The sequence below is a fragment of the Shewanella psychrotolerans genome, assembly GCF_019457595.1.
GTDB classification, from domain to species: Bacteria; Pseudomonadota; Gammaproteobacteria; order Enterobacterales; family Shewanellaceae; genus Shewanella; species Shewanella psychrotolerans.
The window spans coordinates 3,511,601-3,530,259 of the sequence record NZ_CP080419.1; the positions used below are offsets into that span (position 1 = coordinate 3,511,601).

Consider the following 18,659-nt stretch of genomic DNA (forward strand, 5'->3'; position numbering starts at 1 on the left):
CTTATTCATCTATTCACTTATTAAAATATAAAGCCAGCAATCACGTAACGGTGAATTGCTGGCTTTTATCATCAATAGTGTAAGAAAGGCTGTAATGGATTAAATTAGGCTAGCTAACATCTCGTCTGAATACTCAACTAAAGGCTGATTATCACGTACTCGCTCTACATAATCAGGGTTAGCGATAAATGGACGACCAATCGCTAACAGATCAAATTTACCATTGGCAATTGCTTCTGCCCCCGTTTGCGCACTATAGCTGCCGACACCCACTAAGGTTTTGCTGTAGTGTTTACGAGCATAGCTTGATGCGCTGCCCTCTAAATAGTCGAATTCCATAGCATCATCGAAAATGCCAATATGCAAAAATGCCAGATCACGCTTCTCTATCTCCGCAAGGAAATAGTCGAATACCTGACGATCACGGCTATCAGCTTTCATGTTGACGTATGCCCCTGGAGAAACGCGTAACCCAGTGCGTTCATTACCAATGCGCTGACAAATAGCATCGACAACGGCTAGTGGAAAACGCGCCATATTTTCAGGCGTTTCACCATATTCATCGGTGCGACGATTGCTGTCATGATGTAAAAACTGATCGATAAGGTAAGCATTTGCGCCATGGATCTCTACCCCATCAAAACCAGCATCTATCGCATTGGCGGCCGCTTGTGAGTAATCACTAACAAGTTGCTCGATATCTTCATGGGTTACCGCTTTTGGTGTCTCATAGGTTAATTCACGTTGTCTAGGCACACTGCCTTCGATAGCGATGGCCGACGGTGCAATTGTCTGTCCGCCAAAGAAATGAGAATGAGCAACACGACCCGTGTGCCAGAGCTGAGCAAAAATTTTGCCGCCATTACTGTGCACGGCATTGGTAACCACTCGCCAACCATCGATCTGTTTGGGTGTGAACAAACCTGGCGTGTTGGGATAGCCCTGACCATCGGGGCGAATAATGACCGCTTCAGAAATGATCAGTCCTGCAGCCGCACGGCGACCATAGTAATCCGTCATAGCCTGAGTCGGTACTAGCTCGTCATCGGCCATACAGCGCGTGAGTGGTGCCATCAAAATTCTATTATTTAACGTAATGGTGTCGTTCAGTTTCAGGGGTTCAAATAGGTTAGCCGTCATGATAAAACTCTCTTCAATAAAACTTGCTTTAAGAAATCTTCTTTCTTGAATGTACGTTCAAGATAAACTGACTTGAACACGCATTCAAGAACTTTTTTGAACAAGCATTCAAAAATGAGTACACTAACCAATATTATGTTGAAAATAGATTAGAAGATGCGAAACGCCGAATTCGACCGCGAGCAAGTGTTAAGACAAGCCATGACCGCCTTTATGGCAAAAGGCTATGCCAAAACCAGTATGCAAGATCTCACTAAAGCCACAGGTTTACACCCTGGCTCGATCTACTGCGCTTTTGATAATAAGCGTGGATTACTTCTGGCTGCCTTGGAACAATATGTTAGCGACCGCAATCACGAATTTGCGTTATTTTTCAATACTGATAACGGCTTTACCAAGCAGTTAAAAGCGTATCTCGACAACATAGTGCAAGAGTGTTTGAGCTGTGATACCGCCAGAGCCTGCTTACTAACCAAGGCATTAAACGAACTTGCAGAGCAAGATGATGATGTGCGCAACATTATCAACCAGTATTTACAAAACTGGCATCAAGCCTTGGCAGACAACTTTCAAGCGGCAATAGATAGCGGCGAACTAAGCAGCACTAAGAATAGCCTACATTTGGCGCGATACTTTGTAATGGGAGTTTATGGTTTACGCACTTTTGCCCACAGTCAACCCGAGCCAGAGGTATTAAAAGATCTGGCTGAGCAGCTCTATCAAGATACCTGCTTAAGCTTTAGCTAGCGATCGCAACACTTCTACCTCTAACGTAAAACTCAGGTTCGGTCACTTTATTTCACCACCATCACAGGGCATTTTGCCTTATTGGCTAAGGCTTCAGCGACACTAGGGTTAAGCAAATGCGAAAGCCCGGTATGGCCGTGACTGGCAATGACGATCATACCCACGTCATTCTCTTCAGCGTCCAAGATCAGTTGGCCTAAAACACCGCCAGCCCTTACTTGACCAATAACCTTTAATCCTGCTGGCATACTCTTTTGGGCATCTTGAACTATCTGCTCTAACTTGCCATTAGCATAAGCGTGTAGGTGCTGTTCAAGCTCTTCATCACTCTCGACGATAATGCCGTAGTTATGGGCACCATAGGGTTCACTCACCACATGGATGATCCGTAAATCGACCCCATAAAGAGAGGCCATCTCTACGGCATAGCCTAATGCATGGGATGCCGTTTCAGAAAAATCTGTCGGGCATAATATTTGACGTGTACGCATCTCCCTTCTCCTCCTCATCTTCTTCCACGGCTTACCTTGGGTGAAGGTTTTCAGGTCGATAAACGATTAATGTGATGGCTATTTAACAACCAACACAGGACATTTAGCTCTATTAGCGACTGATTCGGCCACATTAGTATGTAGGAAATGTGAAATACCTGTACGTCCATGACTGGCAATCACTATCATACCGGCATGGCTTTCTTCGGCTTCCGCCAAGATTTCGGCCACCGCTTCACCACGACGTATCATGGTATCAACGACTAAGTTACTATCGAGTTTTGCCAGCAGCGATTTCATCTTCTCTGCAGCAGACTCTTCCATTGACTTGGCTAGCTCATCAGGCGTGATCGCAAGGATTTGAAAATTTTCATCACCTACTGGCGGCTCAACCACATGCAGTAATCGAAAGCCAACCTGATACAAGTTCGCCATCTCAATGGCATAAGCAAGGGCGTGTGATGCTGTCTCAGAAAAATCTGTCGGACATAAAATAGGACCGGCTCTCATAGTAATCTCCTTAGCATTAATCACAGTTAAAATATCACAGGATAATGACACCTAGTTGATGGAGTTTTAGGCTAACCAATTGTCTAATTAAATCTACAGAACACCTAATTAGCCCTAAACAAGCCAAAGTTAACATTGAAATCAAATTAGCTTTAAAGTTAACTTAACCACTCAAGCGCTTTTTGCTTATCTTCGAAAAACTTAAACTCTCCAGGTGTAAACCAATTAGCAACCCGAGCCATCCATTGTTGCAGATCACCTTTACCCACAATAGCCACTTTCTTAAACTCTTTCCCATGTTTTAAACCAAGTTTCAAATCATCCCAAGCGGCATGAAGCGAAATACCTTTAAGTTCCGTTATATCTGCTAAAGCATAAATCTCGGGTTCTTCAATACCACTAAGGGCTGACTCAAGCACTGGCGTCATACGTTGATAGTCATCATGAGACAAACTACCCACCGCTTTAAGTGCCAGATAAAAATGGTCGCCATTACGCTCAATACCGATAGAGAAACCATGAATGACGTCGCTCATACCAACCTCCTGTTGTTCATGAATAAAGACGTATTGTTACCTCTTTAAGTGTAGTTTTATAGCATTGACATAATGTGATCAACGTCACACATCTTGCGGTGATAGATTAATAATTGACCTCAGGCTTTGAAATGGTAACATTAAACCGACTGATTAGTCGGTCTGGTACTTCCCGATTGGAAGGGGTTAAAAGATTGAGATAAATGATGATTTCCCCCCATCTCCACAAAGCAATCAGCCCTGTTGTTAACTTCAACAGCAGTAAGACTTTTTAATCTAAGTCTGTTAGCGCGGAGCCACTATTGTTGGCCAAGGTTTGCCATCTATTACATAAGGAAAGGCTTAATGAATATGCCACTTGAACTTAACCCAAATGAGCAACTGCAACAGATATTGGCCAAACAGCAAGCCAGCTATCGACAACAACCGGCCCCAACATTAGATGAACGCAAACAGCAACTCGAAGCGCTAAAAGCGGCACTGCTCGCACGCCAAGAAGCGATTATCACAGCATTGAGTCAAGACTATGGCCATAGATCGAAAGATGACAGTCGCATCTCCGATATCATGCCCTGCATCAACAATATCAACTACACCCTTAAGCACCTTAAAACCTGGATGAAACCGAGTCGTCGTCATGCAGGCATGTTACTCGCGCCCGCTAAAATCACGGTTCAATATCAACCCGTGGGCGTGGTCGGTATTATCGTACCGTGGAACTTTCCTGTGATGCTATCAATTGGTCCATTAATTACTGCGCTTGCAGCGGGCAACCGCGCCATGTTGAAACTCTCAGAATTTACTCCCCATACTAATGCCGTTTTAAAGCAGCTACTTAGCAGTCTATTTGATGAAACGCTCGTTGCCGTTATCGAAGGCGAAGCAGAGGTCGCCGCCGCCTTTTCATCCTTACCCTTTGATCATCTACTGTTTACAGGATCGACAACCGTGGGTCGGCATGTGATGCGCGCCGCCGCGGCAAACTTGACACCTGTAACCTTGGAGCTTGGCGGTAAGTCTCCGGTGATCGTTGCACCAGATATGCCACTCGATGAAGCCGTAGAGCGCATGATTTATGGTAAGTGTTTAAATGCAGGCCAGATCTGCGTAGCCCCCGATTATGTGTTAATCCCCAAAGGAAAAGTGGACGGCTTTAAGCTTGCTTTTCAAACTAAGTTCAATGCGATGTATGGTTCCATTAGCAATAATGCGGACTATGGTGCCATCATCAATGAACGCCAATTTGATAGGCTCATCACGATACTTGAAGATGCGAAAGTCAAAGGTGCACAGATCACCTCGGCCAACGGTGAAGCGATCGATAATCAGCAGCGTAAAATCCCAACCCAATTGATCACTCAGGTCAACGATGAAATGATTTTGATGCAAGATGAGATCTTTGGTCCGCTGCTGCCCATTATCGAATATGACACCCTAAATGACGCTATCGATTATGTTAACGATCGACCTCGTCCGCTGGCGCTCTATATCATGAGTTTTAATGAGGCAACTCAGCAGCATATTTTGTCTCACACTCATTCTGGTGGTGTTTGCATCAATGAAACCATATTCCATGTCGCCGCCGATGATGCACCATTTGGTGGCATAGGCCCCTCTGGGATGGGTCATTATCATGGTAAAGAGGGCTTCCTGACCATGAGCCATGCCAAAACCATTTTGAGCCGAGGCAAGCTGAACACAGGCAAGCTAGTGCATCCGCCCTATGGCAACCCAATACAGAAACTGTTGATGAAGCTATTTTTACGCTAACCCCCTTTGATTAATGCGGATTGATTAAAACAGTTTAACTAACACGGTTTAACTAACACAGTTTAACTAACGCGGTTTGAGTGCAACGAAGCGCCATTTATCACCATTCATGGCGCGCTAAAATAGAGACAAATATGGGCATTACCGATAAAAAACAAGCCATCCTAGATACCGCATTAGCGCTATTTGTTGCCCAGGGCTTTCATACCACAACCACCGCGGCCATTGCGCGCCAAGCGGGCGTGGCAACGGGCACGCTGTTTCATCACTTTTCATCTAAAGACGCGCTATTAGACTATCTTTTTTTATCGATTAAACAGGAGTTTGCCGACGCAATCGTCGGCAGTGCGACCCAATCGACCGATCTTAAAACGAATGCCAAAAATCTGTGGTTCTGCGCGCTAAGCTGGGCGATAGCCAACCCACTTAAGCAGGAGTTTTTCCAGCTCTATTCTATGTCACCCACCATAGACCCATCGATTCGCTTCCAAGCGATGAATACCATTTTGGGCTTTATCACCACATTAATAGAAACAGGTCAGCAACAGGGGCTGATAGCCGATTATCCTATTGGGCTAATGCAAGACAATTGCCACGGCCAATATCTGGCGGCAACACGTTACTTCATCGACCACCCACAACACTGGCAGCTCGATAAACATAGAGAAGCCAGCTTCAAGCTTTTTTGGAATGGCATGGCGGCAACTTGATATGTGGCAAGCTTACTCTTGCCAATCTTTAAAATGGGCAATCAAATAGTCGATAGCCATTCTGGCTCTCATGGGGAGAAAACGTCGATTTTGATAAACAATCCAGCTGGTTAATCCACTCGTCCAGTATGGTGCTAATACTGGCGTTAAGCTGCCTTTTTCAAGAGAGGTGACAAAGCTACTCTTGGGCAGATAGGCGATACCTAACCCTTGCTCGGCAGCAGCGATAACGGCGGGTACATTGTTACTGCGCCAACGCCCTTCCACCTTAATATTAAGCTCTGCATCAGTTTCGGGATGATGGAATAACCAGTGATCATTATTAGAAATAATGCAGCTGTGGCGCTTGAGATCATTAGGCATTTTCGGCGCGCTGTGCTCAGCTAAATATTCAGGGCTAGCCACCGCCATCATATCGCGATTCGCCAGCTTACGCGCCACCAAACCAGAGTCTTTTAGCGTGCCAAAACGAATAGCAAAGTCGATACCATCTTCGACAAAATTAACCATGCGGCTATTAAAATCCATATCTATGGTTAACTCTGGATGCTCTGATGCAAACTTGATCAACACAGGCGCGATATATTGCTCAGCAAATGCGCCTGCGGCGCTGACCCTTAATGTGCCATTGAGCTTGAGCTGTTGCTGACTCACCTCTTCGTTGGCTTGCTTTAACCCCACCAGCAAATTTTTGCACTGTTGGTAATAACTCTGCCCAGCCTGAGTCAAGTTAACGCTACGAGTGGTTCGCGCAAACAGCGCACAACCTAACCGAGTCTCTAATCGCGAGATCTGACGGCTCACATGGCTGGTCGAACTCCCAAGCTGGCGAGCCGCTGCCGAAAAACCATTAGACTCAGCCACCGCAATAAACTCGACAATACCTTCAAAGCTATCCATATCGCTTCACTCTCACCGCTTATTCAAAAACAAAGAAACACAAACAAAGCCAAAGCCTCTTGCACAGCTCACTCAATAACAGCGCTTTCTATAACGGCGCTTGCTACAACAATGCTTTCTAAAACAACCTAGCCATTGTTGCTATATAACAATAGTAATTTGCAAACTAAGCCAATTATCATAACACGCTGCAACAATTACAATAGCTCCACTTTCAGCAAACGAGTTATCTAACGATGAAAAAAGTACTTATCCTACTGACTAACCATGCGACCCTAGGCACCACAGATGAAGCCAATGGCACCTTTGCACCAGAGTTGACTCATGCACTACATGAGATGTTAGATGCAGGTCTTGAATATGATCTCGTGTCAATAAAGGGCGGTAAGGCGCCGCTTTACGGCACCGACATTGAAGGTGATGCTGTCAATGCCGCAATCTTGGCTAACGAGTCTTTCCAAACCCGAGTCAACAACACCATCCCAGCATCACAGATCAATATTGACGATTACGCTGCGATCTTCTATCCGGGTGGATTTGGTCTACTGTCTGATTTAGCTGAAGATGAAAGCGTCGCTAAATTGAGTGCGGCTCACTATGAGAACGGCGGCGTCATTGGCGCAGTTTGTCACGGCCCAGCAGGTTTACTGCCTATTACCTTAAGCAATGGTCAAAAACTGGTTGCCGATAAATCAGTGACAGGCTTTACCCGTGAAGAGGAAGTGGATTATGCCACGATCGACAAAATTCCTTTCCTACTTGAAGAGGCGTTAACTCGCACCGCGGCGCGCTATAACAAGGTGCAACCTTGGAATGAGTTTGTTATCGAAGACAACCGAGTGATCACGGGTCAAAATCCGGCGAGTGCAGGAGCAGTAGGTAGAGCTATCGTTAAACACCTAGCATAAATGAACTGAGTTGCTAGACGAGCAATACGCCAGATGGAGTGATTCATCTGGCGTTTTTTTACCTTATTATTTATCCTTGATGGCCCTTTCTCAGAGCCGTCTTTTCATCCCATTCGCTAGACAGCCAGCTTACTTTGAGCACATTTTTGATGTTAGTATCAAGCACTCAATGGTGCTAAAACACTAAATAAAAATAACAAGCCAAAGGAATGTTAGATGGCAATCGAAGTAAGCAGACGTAACCTTATCAAAGCATTAGCCGCAGCGGGCACACTTAGCCAGTTCGCGCCACTAGGCGCATTTGAACGGCCCATCTCTAAGCCACTCTATATCGATGGCCTGTCTTTTCTACCCGATAATTTAGCCGATCTTAGCGCCTCGAAACTCGATGCCTACCTGTGTGATATCTCGGCCATCGAAGCCATTGAACAAGCCGACGGCACCACCAATTACAAACGCACCTACAATGCCTGCGTTAACAGCATTAGTGAGGCATTAACTCGGGTTAACGCCAACCCTAACAAGCTACTGCTCGGCAAAAGTGCTAGCGATATTACACTCGCCCACGAAACGGGGCGCACTGCGGTGATATTTCAGATCCAAGGCGCCGACTGTGTCGAAGAGAGTATCGATAGCGATCTTAATCAGGTTGATGAATTTTATCAGCGCGGCCTGCGGGTACTGCAACTGACTCATCACTACGGCAATAAATTCAGCGGCGGCGCATTAGATAATAATGGCAAGCAAGGGCTCAATTTACCCTTAACTACCGCAGGTCATCAGTTAATCGACAAGCTCAATCACAATAAGATGCTCATCGATGTCAGTCACTCTAGCCCACAATCTGCGCTCGATACCGCTAAAGCAAGCCGTATGCCGATAGTACAAAGCCATGGCGCCGTGCGCGCTATCGTTAATCATGCTCGCTGCTCTCCCGATGAGGTGATTAAAGCCATTGCCGATACTGGCGGCCTATTTGGGGTGTTTATGATGACCTTCTGGCTGACAAACGATAACACGCCAACCACAGAGCATTATTTAGCGCACCTTAAACATGTGGCCAACATCGGTGGTATCGACGCCGTTGCTATTGCCAATGACTACCCACTTCGCGGCCATAAAAACCTGATTAAACTGGGTAACAATAATGCCGAGGGAGTGAAAGAGTACATAGAGTGGTGGCATAGCCTGCGCGCTCGCGGCGTATTAGGCTTTGATGTTGAACCCGAACATGTGGTGATCCCAGAGCTTAACAATATCGATCGCATGGAGCGAATCGATAGCGCGTTATCGATCGCCGGTTTTAGCAGCAGCGATCGCAGTAAGATCATGGGTGGCAACTGGCAACGCGTGTTGAGTCAGGTATTGGGTTAATACTGGTTAACCTTTAATTCTCTAAATGATGTGGAGTTGGGATGCGCAGCTTACTCTACTTGAACTTAGCTAAAGCCAGCGTTAACCATCATTGATTTGAATTGCCTGCGGCAGGTCCCACGTGCAAACACATTTGTGACTCGCTACGAGCACATCCATGTGAGCTCTACCTCGGCATCCATCCCTCGGAAGGTCACAACTGTGTTCACACCGAGTTTTCTATCTCTTCGATTTAGCCTTACGGGAAGCTTGTGCACCAAAAAATATAGCCAGCCATTGTTAATCTTGCTAACCCTCACAGTTTGGAGTTGCTTGCTGCACTTTGCTGAGTTGGAGGTCGCCAGTGATGCCATTAACTATGGCTGTCTATATATTATTTTGTTGTTGCTTTCCTTGAGGCACAAGACTAGCCACCCCTTATAAACACAACACCAATAATCACAGCTTTTCTCATCGCTAGGCTTCTAAACTGGTATACTCACGCCTCACTGCACACAGTCAGCCAATCCGAACGCTGATTTATATAAGGACAGAACAAAAAGATGGGAAAGCTGTTTCGAGAGGCCTATGAATATGGCTTAGTATTGGTGGTGGTATTGGCACTGCTGCACTGGTGGGTCTATGCCTACCAGATGGTCTATTTACTGCTCCCAGTTTGCGCCATTTTTCTGCTGTTTGTCCAGCTGTTACGCCGTCCCAATCCGTTTTGGGAAAAAATCATCGATAAAATCTGGCATCCTTGGGGCAGCAGCGATCCAAAGTCTATGCTGGGGCCATACATCGGCTCACTGACGTTCTCTACTCTTCTGATTATCGAACTGGTAATGTACTACGGCTATCGCTTATTCAGTTAATCGCCGCTATCACAGGTAACCTGCCGCCCCACAAGAAATCTAGGTGAGCCAAAGCCTCTGCAAGGCTGATAATTAGGTAATGATTAATAAGCCAGCCATTATTAATTATCATTGTTTTGAATTGCTTGCAGCATGCCTCACGTGCAAACACATTTGTGACTCGATGAGTGAAGCGTAGCTTCGTGCTTACGAACGAGAGGCATGGACGGCGAACTGGCTTTTAGATATGGACGTTGTTCGAGCACTTCCATGTGAGCTCTACCTCGGCATCCATGCCTCGGAAGGTCACAACTGTGTTCACACCGAGTTTTCTATCTCTTCGATTTAGCCTTACGGGTATTACTCGGATAATCAAAAGTTAAATCGTTTTTGGGCAGAACCTTGTCCGCTAATTAACAGATTTCAGATTAAATTTTCTATGGACTAACGCCTCAATCAGCCGACGCGTTAGCGGTCGGCTGCATTGATTTGTTAGGAGCAGGTTTTTCAAGCAACTCCTGCGATGTAGCAATTACATTATTCAGCTCATGTTGCAAGTTACTAATTATTACTTCTCTTACTTTAGGCGCCCCTGACATGGCAGCACCAGTGCCGCTTGAATGGTCAATTAGCTTTTTATGAAATAACATTGCATTCTCAATATGTTGATACGCATTAATAATTTTATTGAGCTTTTCTTCCGGCAAATTGGAAATTAAATTGGCTTCTGTGCATACCTTCCATGCACCCATGGACAATTGCGAGTATGAAATCGTTTGATTATTTAGAGCATTCAATATTTGAAAAGCAGTCTGATGATTTTTCAATAATTCAGGCTCAAGTATTGAAAGTGCCGACTTTTCAACTTTTTTGCTGTCTTCGTCAGCTTTACTCCTTGCGTACTGTATATTACCGAGTACAACTAGTGCGCCTCCAAACACGATTACTCCTACCCAGTGCCAGCTACTCATGCTAATTTCTCCAAAGTTGTTATGGTTGCTCCTAACGCCAAGCTAAGCGGAAAATACTAGCGCATTGGCCGGAGGCCAGCGAGTATTTTTCCATGCTTGAGCGCCTTGTTATATGCAATTTCACTAAATTTTAAACCACTCGAACGTCTTTCTGGCGATGAATAAAGTCAAGCCAGCAAGCGTTAATATCGATAGTCCAAATGCACCAAAAAACATCGCTATTTTTATACCTGATAAATCACTGGTCCGAATCGGTTCATTGAGATCAATATTCATTAGGTTTCCTAACACATAAATCATTGCAGTCATTGAACCAGTGAATAAGGGAATGAGCACAAAGTAAACACAAAATCTAAGAAATCGTTTCTTTTTATTGAACGGAGCATCGATACGATAGTTAAAGTTTGAACGCAATGTCTAGATCCCTTAGTAGCATATAACGCCTAAATGTGGGGCGCCGTAGGCGTCCCTACGATTTACTTGTTAGGTGCTTGATGTTTGGGGTTTATTTTTGATGTAAGAACATGGTCTTGCCATTTACCCGCAATTTGCAGATATGATTTAGCAAGCCCTTCACGTTCAAAACCTAATCTATCCAGAATGGCTGAACTTCTGGCGTTATTGGGAATATAGTTTGCCATGATTCTGTGAAGATTTAACTCATCAAAGACGTATGCAATTGTTGCGCCCAGAACCTCTGACATAAGGCCTCTACCTTGATGATTCCTCGCTATGGAATAGCCAAGATTACAAGCTTGAAATGCGCCGAAAACAATATTTGTAAAGTTACAAACGGCGATCACTTCAGTTCTGTCAGGAGTTAATGCTGCAAACTTTAAAGCAGTTTTATCTCGATAAGATTTATGATTATCACTGAGCATTGCAGAGAAATTTTCAATAGTGAAATAATCTTCACTTCTGGTTGGTTCCCATGGAGCAAGGTGATCTTTATTTTCTATGTGATATTTCAGCATCAACTCAGCATCATCACTGCTGAGGACTTCAATCACTGTTCTATCTGTTTTGATTCTCATTTTACTCTATGTTTGATATTTGGTGGCACCTAACATTTTATTAGTGCGCATGCGCGTTTACCTCGTTGGACCAGTAAAAACGCGCACAGTTAACTATCTGTATGTAATGAACTTATCAGCATTTTGCTAAATACACCATCTGGAAAAACGCGCATGCGCGTTTTCCAAACCTATTATCTACTTGACGAATATTATAAGTGATTAATTTTAAATCTATTTATTTAAGCCAAAATGAGAAAATGCGCACGAATATAGGATAAAAATCGTTCACAATCCTGATGATTTGAATATCACTGTATACTTATCTAGTTTTTTGATCGGCAGTATGTAGATACAAGTGGCATAGTGAATTACATCACACGGGTGTAGCGATGAAAATTTCTAGGCCAGAAAGTCTAATCGTTACTGATCCACCGACAACTTGTTAACTCATTTGGGGGCAAAAATCAGTTAGCTTTCACGCCTTAAACACACCAATACCGCCAAATCGAAGAGACGTTAAATACCAAGTGTAGATACGCCTGTGACCTTCGGTTTCAGGGATGAAACCGCAGAGCGGCCAGGGATGGCGCACAGCGTGTCACAGGCGTATCTGCACAGCCCTCGCCGGGCAGGCGTTAGATGGCGATGAAGGTACGACCTTCAACTCATTTAATAAATGAGCGTGTCGCCAAATGCCAACCAAGCAAACTAGAGAAATGCCATACCTTCATTCCAAGGCCAACAAGCTTTCGGGCAATAACACGTTAGCTTTTTACTCGCCACTCACACCAAATGCAGTCAAATCGAAGAGAGAAAATAACCCAGTGTAAGCACGGTTTTGGCCTTCGAAATCATGGATGATTTCGCAGAGCCCACATGGAAGTGCTCGTGGCGAGCCAAAAGAGTGCTTACACATTCCTCGCCGGATAGGCGTTAAGTAACAGCAAAGGTGTGACTTTCTAAAACACCCAACAAATAAGATGCAGCCAAACGCTACTAAAGTTAATCCCAAAAATGCCAAACCTTCATTCCAAGGCCACCAAACTTTGGGGCAAAAGTACCTTAGCCTTTAACTCACTAATCGTATCAAATGAAGTCCAATCGAAGAAGCGTTAGAGATAGGTGTAAGCACGGTTTTGGCCCTTGGCGGCATGGCCGCTCTCTGACATGTCATCGCGGCATTTGTGAATCCATTCACGTCAGATGCCGCCGTGGAGAGTATAGGGATAACTCTTGTGAACAAGAAGACAGCGAGCCAAAAGAATGCTTGCACATTCCTCGCCGGACAGGCGATAAGCAACTGTGAAGGTTCGAGCTTCAAACAAACCCAACCAGCAACCACGCCGTCAGACGCTAAAGCTCGCATCTCGACCTCCGCAACCCCTAGCCCCTAGCCCCTAGCCCCTAGCTGGGCGCTCCCAGCTTATCTAGGTTCTATCTGCTCCACCATAAACTGCAAACTCTCATTACCTCTAAATTCATTAATATCAAGCTTATAGGCAACATGGGCAAACTGGATAGTGGCGTCGGGCCAGGTTTTTAAATCGACATTAAAGGCAATGGCATCGACCATGGTTTGGCCACATTCGGTCTCCAGTACCAGTTTAAGGTGACGCTCGCCAACAATGCGCTGCTGCACCACTCTGAAATAACCATCGAATAACGGCTCAGGGAAATTCTGTCCCCAAGGACCAGCATTACGTAATTCTCTAGCAAGATCCATGGTCAACTGATGGGGCAAAAGCTCACCATCACTGATGATTTCGCCGGTTAACTGCTCAGGCGCCAACAGCTCGCGCACCGCTTCATCATAGGCTGTGGCAAAACGGCCAAACTCACCCGCTTTAAGCGATAATCCCGCCGCCATGGCATGACCACCAAATTTGATGATCATTCCCGGATGTCTGGCATTAATTAGCTCAAGTAGGTCGCGCATATGCAAGCCTTTTATCGAGCGCGCGGAGCCTTTAATTTCGCCCTCGTTCGCTTCGGCAAAGGCGATGACGGGGCGATGATATTTGTCTTTAATGCGCGAGGCTAAGATACCGATCACGCCTTGGTGCCAATCGCTCTGGTAAAGCGCGATTCCCCAAGGTAAATCCGTTTCGTCTAGCGCTAACGCCTCTAGGCTTTTTAGCGCCTCTTGCTGCATATCGGCTTCGAGATCTCGCCTCTCGGCGTTAAGACTATCGAGTTCACTGGCCATACGCCGAGCGAGCATGATGTCATCACACAGTAAGGTTTCAACCCCAAGTGCCATCTCATCTAAACGCCCTGCAGCATTCAGTCTTGGGCCAACGGCAAAGCCGAAATCAGATGCGACAATACGTGAGGTATTTCGCTTAGCGACTTCCAATAAGGCGGTGATCCCTGGGCGGCAACGTCCGGCTCGCACCCGCTTTAATCCCGCATCAACCAAAATACGGTTGTTGGTATCGAGCGACACCACATCGGCCACTGTCCCTAAGGCAACAATATCGAGTAGGCTCGCTAAGTTAGGCTCAGCAATGTTTAATTGTTGATACCAATCTCGCGTCCTCAATTCGGCGCGAAGCGCTGACATCAGATAAAAAGCAACGCCAACCCCAGCGATCGACTTACTGGCAAACTGACACTCGGCTTGATTAGGATTGACGATGGCATCGGCATCGGGAATGGTTTGCCCTGGTAAGTGATGATCTGTGATCACCACCTCCATCCCCAGCGCTTTAGCTGCGGCAACACCTTCAATCGATGAGATACCGTTATCGACGGTGATCAGTAGCTGCGCCCCTTTCTGATGGGCAACAGTAACAATCTCAGGGCTCAGGCCGTAGCCATAATCAAAGCGATTAGGGATAAGGTAATCCACCTGCTGCGCGCCCATCATCCGCAGCGCCAACAGGCAGACACAGGTCGATGTCGCGCCATCGGCATCGAAATCGCCCATGATCAATATCTTGGTGTTATTGGCTATCGCATCGGCAATGATCTTTGCGGCAACATCAAGGCCTTTCATGGTATTAGGCCGCAGCAGGTTAGCCAGCGCTAACTCGCAATCGGCATCGCTACAACCACGGCTGGCATAGACCTGTTTTAAGATGGGGGAAAGATGGGCAGGCAGATGATTATCATCGACCTTAGGGCGGCGAACTATCTTATGGATCACAACAGAGACAACCTAAGAAAACAATGGCGATAGCATAACAAAGGCGGCAGCAGAACACACAGCAAAACTGCCTTGAAGAATTCGCAAAGGGGAGAACCGCTATTTTTGCCAATAAAAAAGGTGAGCCTTAGCTCACCTTCTCATCGGTTCGATATTGATTATTGCACGCGTTCTAATGCTTGAAATAGCTGCTGCGGAGGCTGATAACCAGGGATCATAGTACCGTCTTCTAAAATAATCGCTGGGGTACCATTAACCCCTAACGTCTGGCCAAGATTATACTGCTGAGCAATTTTTGCATCACAGTTTTTAGCCGAGCTGACAGACTTGCCCGCTTTAGCATCATCCATCGCTTTAAGTGGATCGGTCGCGCACCAAACTGCTTCCATGTCATTGGCATTCTTCGACGGTATACCTTGGCGTGGGAAAGCTAAATAACGCACGGTAATACCTAGGTCATTATATTCCGCCATTTGGTTATGTAATTTACGGCAATAACCACAAGTGATATCGGTAAATACGGTAACAACATGCTTCTCATCTTTAGCCTTGTAGACCAACATATTTTTTTCAAATGGCTTAATCATCTCCATACGAGGACCAGCTAAAGCTGCTTCTGTAAGGTTTTTCATACCATTATCTAAGTCATATAAGTTGCCATGAAACAGCTTAGAACCATCTTGGCTAATGTAAAGCACACCACGGTTGGTGACCGCTTCATACAACCCAGGCACCGCAGATTGAGTCAGACTTTGGATCTCAACGCTTAAGGCATCTGATAATTTTTGTTTTAATTGTTCGCTGTTATCGACGGTGCTATTAGATGCTGCAATCGTAAATGGCGTTACGAGCATGGCGCATAATAGGGTAAGAGCTCGAGTAAAGTTCATTAGATATCCTGTACAGTATTTGGGCTACAACAATAAAACCAAACATGGTCGTGTTAATTAGACCCGACTAAGGGCTGAAAAGTTACATGCTCAAGGCATTTAAAGCAAATTATTCGCTTAACCTCTCGGATGATGCTGTTGGTGCAGTTGCGCTAATCTCGCTTTCGCCACATGGGTATAGATTTGCGTGGTCGATAGATCACTATGACCTAACAACAACTGCACAACTCTAAGATCCGCGCCATGGTTGAGCAAGTGCGTTGCAAACGCATGGCGCAGAGTGTGCGGAGATAAATGAACAACTATACCGGCGCGCAACGCATACAGCTTAATGCGATGCCAAAAGGTTTGCCGGGTCATCATAGTGCCGCGCTTCGATGGAAACACCACATCACTACTCTTCCCCTTAAGTAGCTCAAACCGCGCGGATGCTAAATATTGCTCAATTTCGCTAACGGCCATTTCACCTAGGGGCACTAGTCGTTCTTTGCTTCCTTTACCGACAATTCGCACCAGACCTTGGCGCAGACTCATCTGCTCCATAGTTAAACCCACGAGTTCAGATACCCGCAACCCACTTGCATAGAGCAGCTCCAGCATGGCCCTATCGCGGCATTCAATAGGATCATCGATATTCGGTTCACTAAGTAACCTATCGACATCCGCCTCGCTAAGTGAATCGGGTAATTTTCTAGCCAGTTTAGGCAGTTTAATCATTGCGACGGGATCAACATCGATACGCTTTTTAGTTACAAGGTACTTATAAAAAGCCCGTAAACAGCTAATTAATCTAGCACTGCTGGTTTTAGCAAATCCTTGTTCAAATCGCGCGCTGAGATAATGCCGAATCAATTCTTGCTCGACATCGAGTAGCCGTTGATGTTGTTTCTGTACAAACTGATCAAAATGACAAAGATCACTGCGATAAGCTTGCAAGGTATTATCACTTAACCCTTTACGCGACCATAAATCATCGAGAAAAGGTTCAATTAACGGATCGATTTGATAAGATGCCTGAGGTTCAGTCACATTGACTCCAGATAAAAAACGGTGCTAACTCAAAGGAATTAACACCGTTATATTACGCAATAATTAGCCGCTCTATCAATTAAGAACTGCTTCAGCCTTAGGGCCTTTAACCATTAAGCAGATAAAGATAGTGATCACCGTTGGTAGCAACCATGCCATGCCTTCAGCGTGCAATGGCATACTATTGAAGATGCTCATATCTAATCCTGCCGCTTTCATTCCATCAATAAGACCAAATACCAGCGCCACACTCAATACCATACGGTGAGCAAAAGCCGGTCTAGGGAAAAGCTCTGTCAAATAAGTCACCGCCACCAATGCTATGGCAACAGGATACACTGTTACTAACACTGGAATACTAATGTTAATCAATTCAGCTAATCCAACGTTGGCGACAGTCGCGCAGGCTAAGCTCATAACCACCACTAATAAGCGGTATGAAAGTGTAGGCATCAATTCGTTAAAGTACTCGGCACAAGCTGACACTAATCCCACCACTGTGGTCAAACAGGCTAATGTGACAACCATAGCCAACAGTAGCTGACCAAGATCACCAAAGTGCATGTTGACGTAGTTAGTGAGAATGATACCGCCATTATCGGCACCGGCCGCCAAATCGCCAGCACTGGCACCTAAATAAAACAACGAGATATAAACGAAAGCCAAACCACCTGCGGCAATTAAAGCAGCCCTAACTAAATATTTAGTCTGTTCTTTAGGCGAGTCGATGCCCTTTTTACGCAGAATATCGATAATCAACATACCAAAGATCAATGACGCCAATGTATCCATGGTGTTGTAGCCCTCTAAAATACCTTTAGTGAGCGGGTTAGACTGATATTCACCGATAGCTTGACCCACATCAGAGCCCGGTAACACCAGCACAGAAATAGCAAGACCAACCAGCAGTAGGATCATGATTGGGGTTAAGATTTTACCAACACTATCGAGTAACTTACCGGGAAACAGCGATAACACCATAGCCAGCCCAAAAAAGATGACGGTATAAAGCAGCTGCGAGCTGTTGAGTACAATCCCAGCCAGCTCAAACGTCGCACTACTGTCGGCAATAAACGGCTTGTAGCCCATCTCATAAGCAACAAGACCCGCACGAGGCGCGGCAAAAGCAGGGCCAATAATAATATAGATGGAGATGGCAAAAAGTGTGGCGGCAAATGTAGGCAATAATCCCATCACCTTACCATTAGCCTTTGCAACAGCAATCAAGGTGATTAACGGCAATGTGACTGCTGTGAGTAAGAACCCAAGCATCGCCAGTGACATATTTTCACCCGCTAAAAAACCAGCTAACGGTGGAAAAATCAGATTTCCAGCACCTAAGAAAAAGGCAAAGGTCATAAAGCCTAAACCTAGTGTATCGGTGAAACTCATTTTACTATTCTGCACACAACGCCTCGTTAATCTGCTTTTATATTTATCTCAATAGCTTGCAAGCGTATAACCAACATCGCTCTCAGCTTATTAATGTGTAAAGATAGGATTACACTACTCGATGGTAAATCTAGTTGATAAGTGACTAATTATTAAACTACAGCAGGATTAACTAACGCTAAAAATGCATTCAAACTGGTTTACCTGTACCAATTTGGCCCTTAGAGCGCCAAACCGAAGGCATACTATTAGCAAAAACTTTTTAAATTAACAAGCAAACCACAGGCTGAAACT

18 protein-coding genes are annotated in these 18,659 nt (G+C 45.3%); 6 read left to right on the forward strand and 12 right to left on the reverse strand.

The window, feature by feature from the left end; all coding sequences use genetic code 11:
• Positions 1 to 99 precede the first annotated feature (99 nt).
• Positions 100 to 1,140, reverse strand: a complete 1,041-nt coding sequence (locus K0I62_RS15500; protein WP_220068962.1) for an alkene reductase — start codon at positions 1,138 to 1,140, stop codon at positions 100 to 102.
• 156 nt (positions 1,141 to 1,296) lie between these two features.
• On the opposite strand from K0I62_RS15500, the gene K0I62_RS15505 reads away from it, so the two are divergent.
• Positions 1,297 to 1,887, forward strand: coding sequence for a TetR/AcrR family transcriptional regulator (locus K0I62_RS15505; protein WP_220068963.1), 591 nt, complete (start codon positions 1,297 to 1,299; stop codon positions 1,885 to 1,887).
• 47 nt (positions 1,888 to 1,934) lie between these two features.
• Here the strand turns inward: K0I62_RS15505 and K0I62_RS15510 are convergent, their stop codons facing one another.
• From K0I62_RS15510 to K0I62_RS15520, 3 genes are all read right to left on the reverse strand, one after another.
• Positions 1,935 to 2,378: a universal stress protein gene (locus K0I62_RS15510; RefSeq protein WP_220068964.1), complete on the reverse strand. Its 444-nt coding sequence runs from the start codon at positions 2,376 to 2,378 to the stop codon at positions 1,935 to 1,937.
• A 78-nt stretch (positions 2,379 to 2,456) separates the two neighbouring features.
• Positions 2,457 to 2,888: a universal stress protein gene (locus K0I62_RS15515; protein ID WP_220068965.1), complete on the reverse strand. Its 432-nt coding sequence runs from the start codon at positions 2,886 to 2,888 to the stop codon at positions 2,457 to 2,459.
• A gap of 158 nt (positions 2,889 to 3,046) precedes the next feature.
• Positions 3,047 to 3,424 carry a SpoIIAA family protein gene (locus K0I62_RS15520; protein ID WP_220068966.1) on the reverse strand — a complete coding sequence of 126 codons (378 nt, stop codon included), beginning with the start codon at positions 3,422 to 3,424 and terminating at the stop codon, positions 3,047 to 3,049.
• Positions 3,425 to 3,769: 345 nt separating this feature from the next.
• Between K0I62_RS15520 and K0I62_RS15525 the strand changes: the two genes are divergently transcribed.
• Together K0I62_RS15525 and K0I62_RS15530 are read left to right on the forward strand one after the other, a co-directional pair.
• Positions 3,770 to 5,194 (forward strand): coniferyl aldehyde dehydrogenase, encoded by a 1,425-nt coding sequence (locus tag K0I62_RS15525; RefSeq protein WP_220068967.1) that lies wholly within the window; start codon positions 3,770 to 3,772, stop codon positions 5,192 to 5,194.
• A 134-nt stretch (positions 5,195 to 5,328) separates the two neighbouring features.
• A complete protein-coding gene (locus K0I62_RS15530) occupies positions 5,329 to 5,904 on the forward strand; it encodes a TetR/AcrR family transcriptional regulator (RefSeq protein ID WP_220068968.1) in 576 nt (191 codons plus the stop codon).
• A gap of 12 nt (positions 5,905 to 5,916) precedes the next feature.
• On the opposite strand, the gene K0I62_RS15535 is transcribed toward K0I62_RS15530, so the two are convergent.
• Positions 5,917 to 6,804 (reverse strand): LysR family transcriptional regulator, encoded by an 888-nt coding sequence (locus K0I62_RS15535; protein WP_220068969.1) that lies wholly within the window; start codon positions 6,802 to 6,804, stop codon positions 5,917 to 5,919.
• A 236-nt stretch (positions 6,805 to 7,040) separates the two neighbouring features.
• On the opposite strand from K0I62_RS15535, the gene K0I62_RS15540 reads away from it, so the two are divergent.
• The 3 genes from K0I62_RS15540 (at position 7,041) to K0I62_RS15550 (ending at position 9,940) form a co-directional block, all read left to right on the forward strand.
• Positions 7,041 to 7,712 carry a type 1 glutamine amidotransferase domain-containing protein gene (locus K0I62_RS15540; protein ID WP_220068970.1) on the forward strand — a complete coding sequence of 224 codons (672 nt, stop codon included), beginning with the start codon at positions 7,041 to 7,043 and terminating at the stop codon, positions 7,710 to 7,712.
• Between the two features lie 216 nt (positions 7,713 to 7,928).
• The gene (locus K0I62_RS15545) at positions 7,929 to 9,086 is read left to right on the forward strand and encodes a membrane dipeptidase (protein WP_220068971.1); all 1,158 of its coding nucleotides are present in this window, start codon (positions 7,929 to 7,931) and stop codon (positions 9,084 to 9,086) included.
• 542 nt (positions 9,087 to 9,628) lie between these two features.
• Positions 9,629 to 9,940, forward strand: a complete 312-nt coding sequence (locus K0I62_RS15550) for a hypothetical protein (protein WP_220068972.1) — start codon at positions 9,629 to 9,631, stop codon at positions 9,938 to 9,940.
• Between the two features lie 431 nt (positions 9,941 to 10,371).
• Here the strand turns inward: K0I62_RS15550 and K0I62_RS15555 are convergent, their stop codons facing one another.
• From K0I62_RS15555 to brnQ, 7 genes are all read right to left on the reverse strand, one after another.
• Entirely contained in the window at positions 10,372 to 10,890 is a 519-nt protein-coding gene (locus K0I62_RS15555; protein WP_220068973.1) for a hypothetical protein, read from the reverse strand.
• A 123-nt stretch (positions 10,891 to 11,013) separates the two neighbouring features.
• Complete coding sequence (locus tag K0I62_RS15560; RefSeq protein ID WP_220068974.1) at positions 11,014 to 11,166, reverse strand: hypothetical protein; 153 nt, start codon at positions 11,164 to 11,166, stop codon at positions 11,014 to 11,016.
• A gap of 200 nt (positions 11,167 to 11,366) precedes the next feature.
• Positions 11,367 to 11,924: a ribosomal protein S5-alanine N-acetyltransferase gene (gene rimJ / locus K0I62_RS15565; RefSeq protein WP_220068975.1), complete on the reverse strand. Its 558-nt coding sequence runs from the start codon at positions 11,922 to 11,924 to the stop codon at positions 11,367 to 11,369.
• A gap of 1,405 nt (positions 11,925 to 13,329) precedes the next feature.
• On the reverse strand, positions 13,330 to 15,054 hold the full coding sequence (gene recJ / locus K0I62_RS15570) for a single-stranded-DNA-specific exonuclease RecJ (RefSeq protein ID WP_220068976.1): 1,725 nt from the start codon (positions 15,052 to 15,054) through the stop codon (positions 13,330 to 13,332).
• Positions 15,055 to 15,212: 158 nt separating this feature from the next.
• Positions 15,213 to 15,944 carry a bifunctional protein-disulfide isomerase/oxidoreductase DsbC gene (gene dsbC / locus K0I62_RS15575; RefSeq protein ID WP_220068977.1) on the reverse strand — a complete coding sequence of 244 codons (732 nt, stop codon included), beginning with the start codon at positions 15,942 to 15,944 and terminating at the stop codon, positions 15,213 to 15,215.
• 117 nt (positions 15,945 to 16,061) lie between these two features.
• Positions 16,062 to 16,973 (reverse strand): site-specific tyrosine recombinase XerD, encoded by a 912-nt coding sequence (xerD, locus tag K0I62_RS15580; RefSeq protein WP_220068978.1) that lies wholly within the window; start codon positions 16,971 to 16,973, stop codon positions 16,062 to 16,064.
• 75 nt (positions 16,974 to 17,048) lie between these two features.
• A complete protein-coding gene (brnQ, locus tag K0I62_RS15585; RefSeq protein ID WP_220071414.1) occupies positions 17,049 to 18,365 on the reverse strand; it encodes a branched-chain amino acid transport system II carrier protein in 1,317 nt (438 codons plus the stop codon).
• Positions 18,366 to 18,659 lie beyond the last annotated feature (294 nt).

Bases quoted from the DNA above. Each gene is read 5' to 3' on its own strand.
- K0I62_RS15500 (WP_220068962.1), bottom strand. From the start codon at position 1,140: ATGACGGCTAACCTATTTGAACCCCTGAAACTGAACGACACCATTACG.
- K0I62_RS15505 (WP_220068963.1), top strand. From the start codon at position 1,297: ATGCGAAACGCCGAATTCGACCGCGAGCAAGTGTTAAGACAAGCCATG.
- K0I62_RS15510 (WP_220068964.1), bottom strand. From the start codon at position 2,378: ATGCGTACACGTCAAATATTATGCCCGACAGATTTTTCTGAAACGGCA.
- K0I62_RS15515 (WP_220068965.1), bottom strand. From the start codon at position 2,888: ATGAGAGCCGGTCCTATTTTATGTCCGACAGATTTTTCTGAGACAGCA.
- K0I62_RS15520 (WP_220068966.1), bottom strand. From the start codon at position 3,424: ATGAGCGACGTCATTCATGGTTTCTCTATCGGTATTGAGCGTAATGGC.
- K0I62_RS15525 (WP_220068967.1), top strand. From the start codon at position 3,770: ATGAATATGCCACTTGAACTTAACCCAAATGAGCAACTGCAACAGATA.
- K0I62_RS15530 (WP_220068968.1), top strand. From the start codon at position 5,329: ATGGGCATTACCGATAAAAAACAAGCCATCCTAGATACCGCATTAGCG.
- K0I62_RS15535 (WP_220068969.1), bottom strand. From the start codon at position 6,804: ATGGATAGCTTTGAAGGTATTGTCGAGTTTATTGCGGTGGCTGAGTCT.
- K0I62_RS15540 (WP_220068970.1), top strand. From the start codon at position 7,041: ATGAAAAAAGTACTTATCCTACTGACTAACCATGCGACCCTAGGCACC.
- K0I62_RS15545 (WP_220068971.1), top strand. From the start codon at position 7,929: ATGGCAATCGAAGTAAGCAGACGTAACCTTATCAAAGCATTAGCCGCA.
- K0I62_RS15550 (WP_220068972.1), top strand. From the start codon at position 9,629: ATGGGAAAGCTGTTTCGAGAGGCCTATGAATATGGCTTAGTATTGGTG.
- K0I62_RS15555 (WP_220068973.1), bottom strand. From the start codon at position 10,890: ATGAGTAGCTGGCACTGGGTAGGAGTAATCGTGTTTGGAGGCGCACTA.
- K0I62_RS15560 (WP_220068974.1), bottom strand. From the start codon at position 11,166: ATGAATATTGATCTCAATGAACCGATTCGGACCAGTGATTTATCAGGT.
- rimJ (WP_220068975.1), bottom strand. From the start codon at position 11,924: ATGAGAATCAAAACAGATAGAACAGTGATTGAAGTCCTCAGCAGTGAT.
- dsbC (WP_220068977.1), bottom strand. From the start codon at position 15,944: ATGAACTTTACTCGAGCTCTTACCCTATTATGCGCCATGCTCGTAACG.
- brnQ (WP_220071414.1), bottom strand. From the start codon at position 18,365: ATGAGTTTCACCGATACACTAGGTTTAGGCTTTATGACCTTTGCCTTT.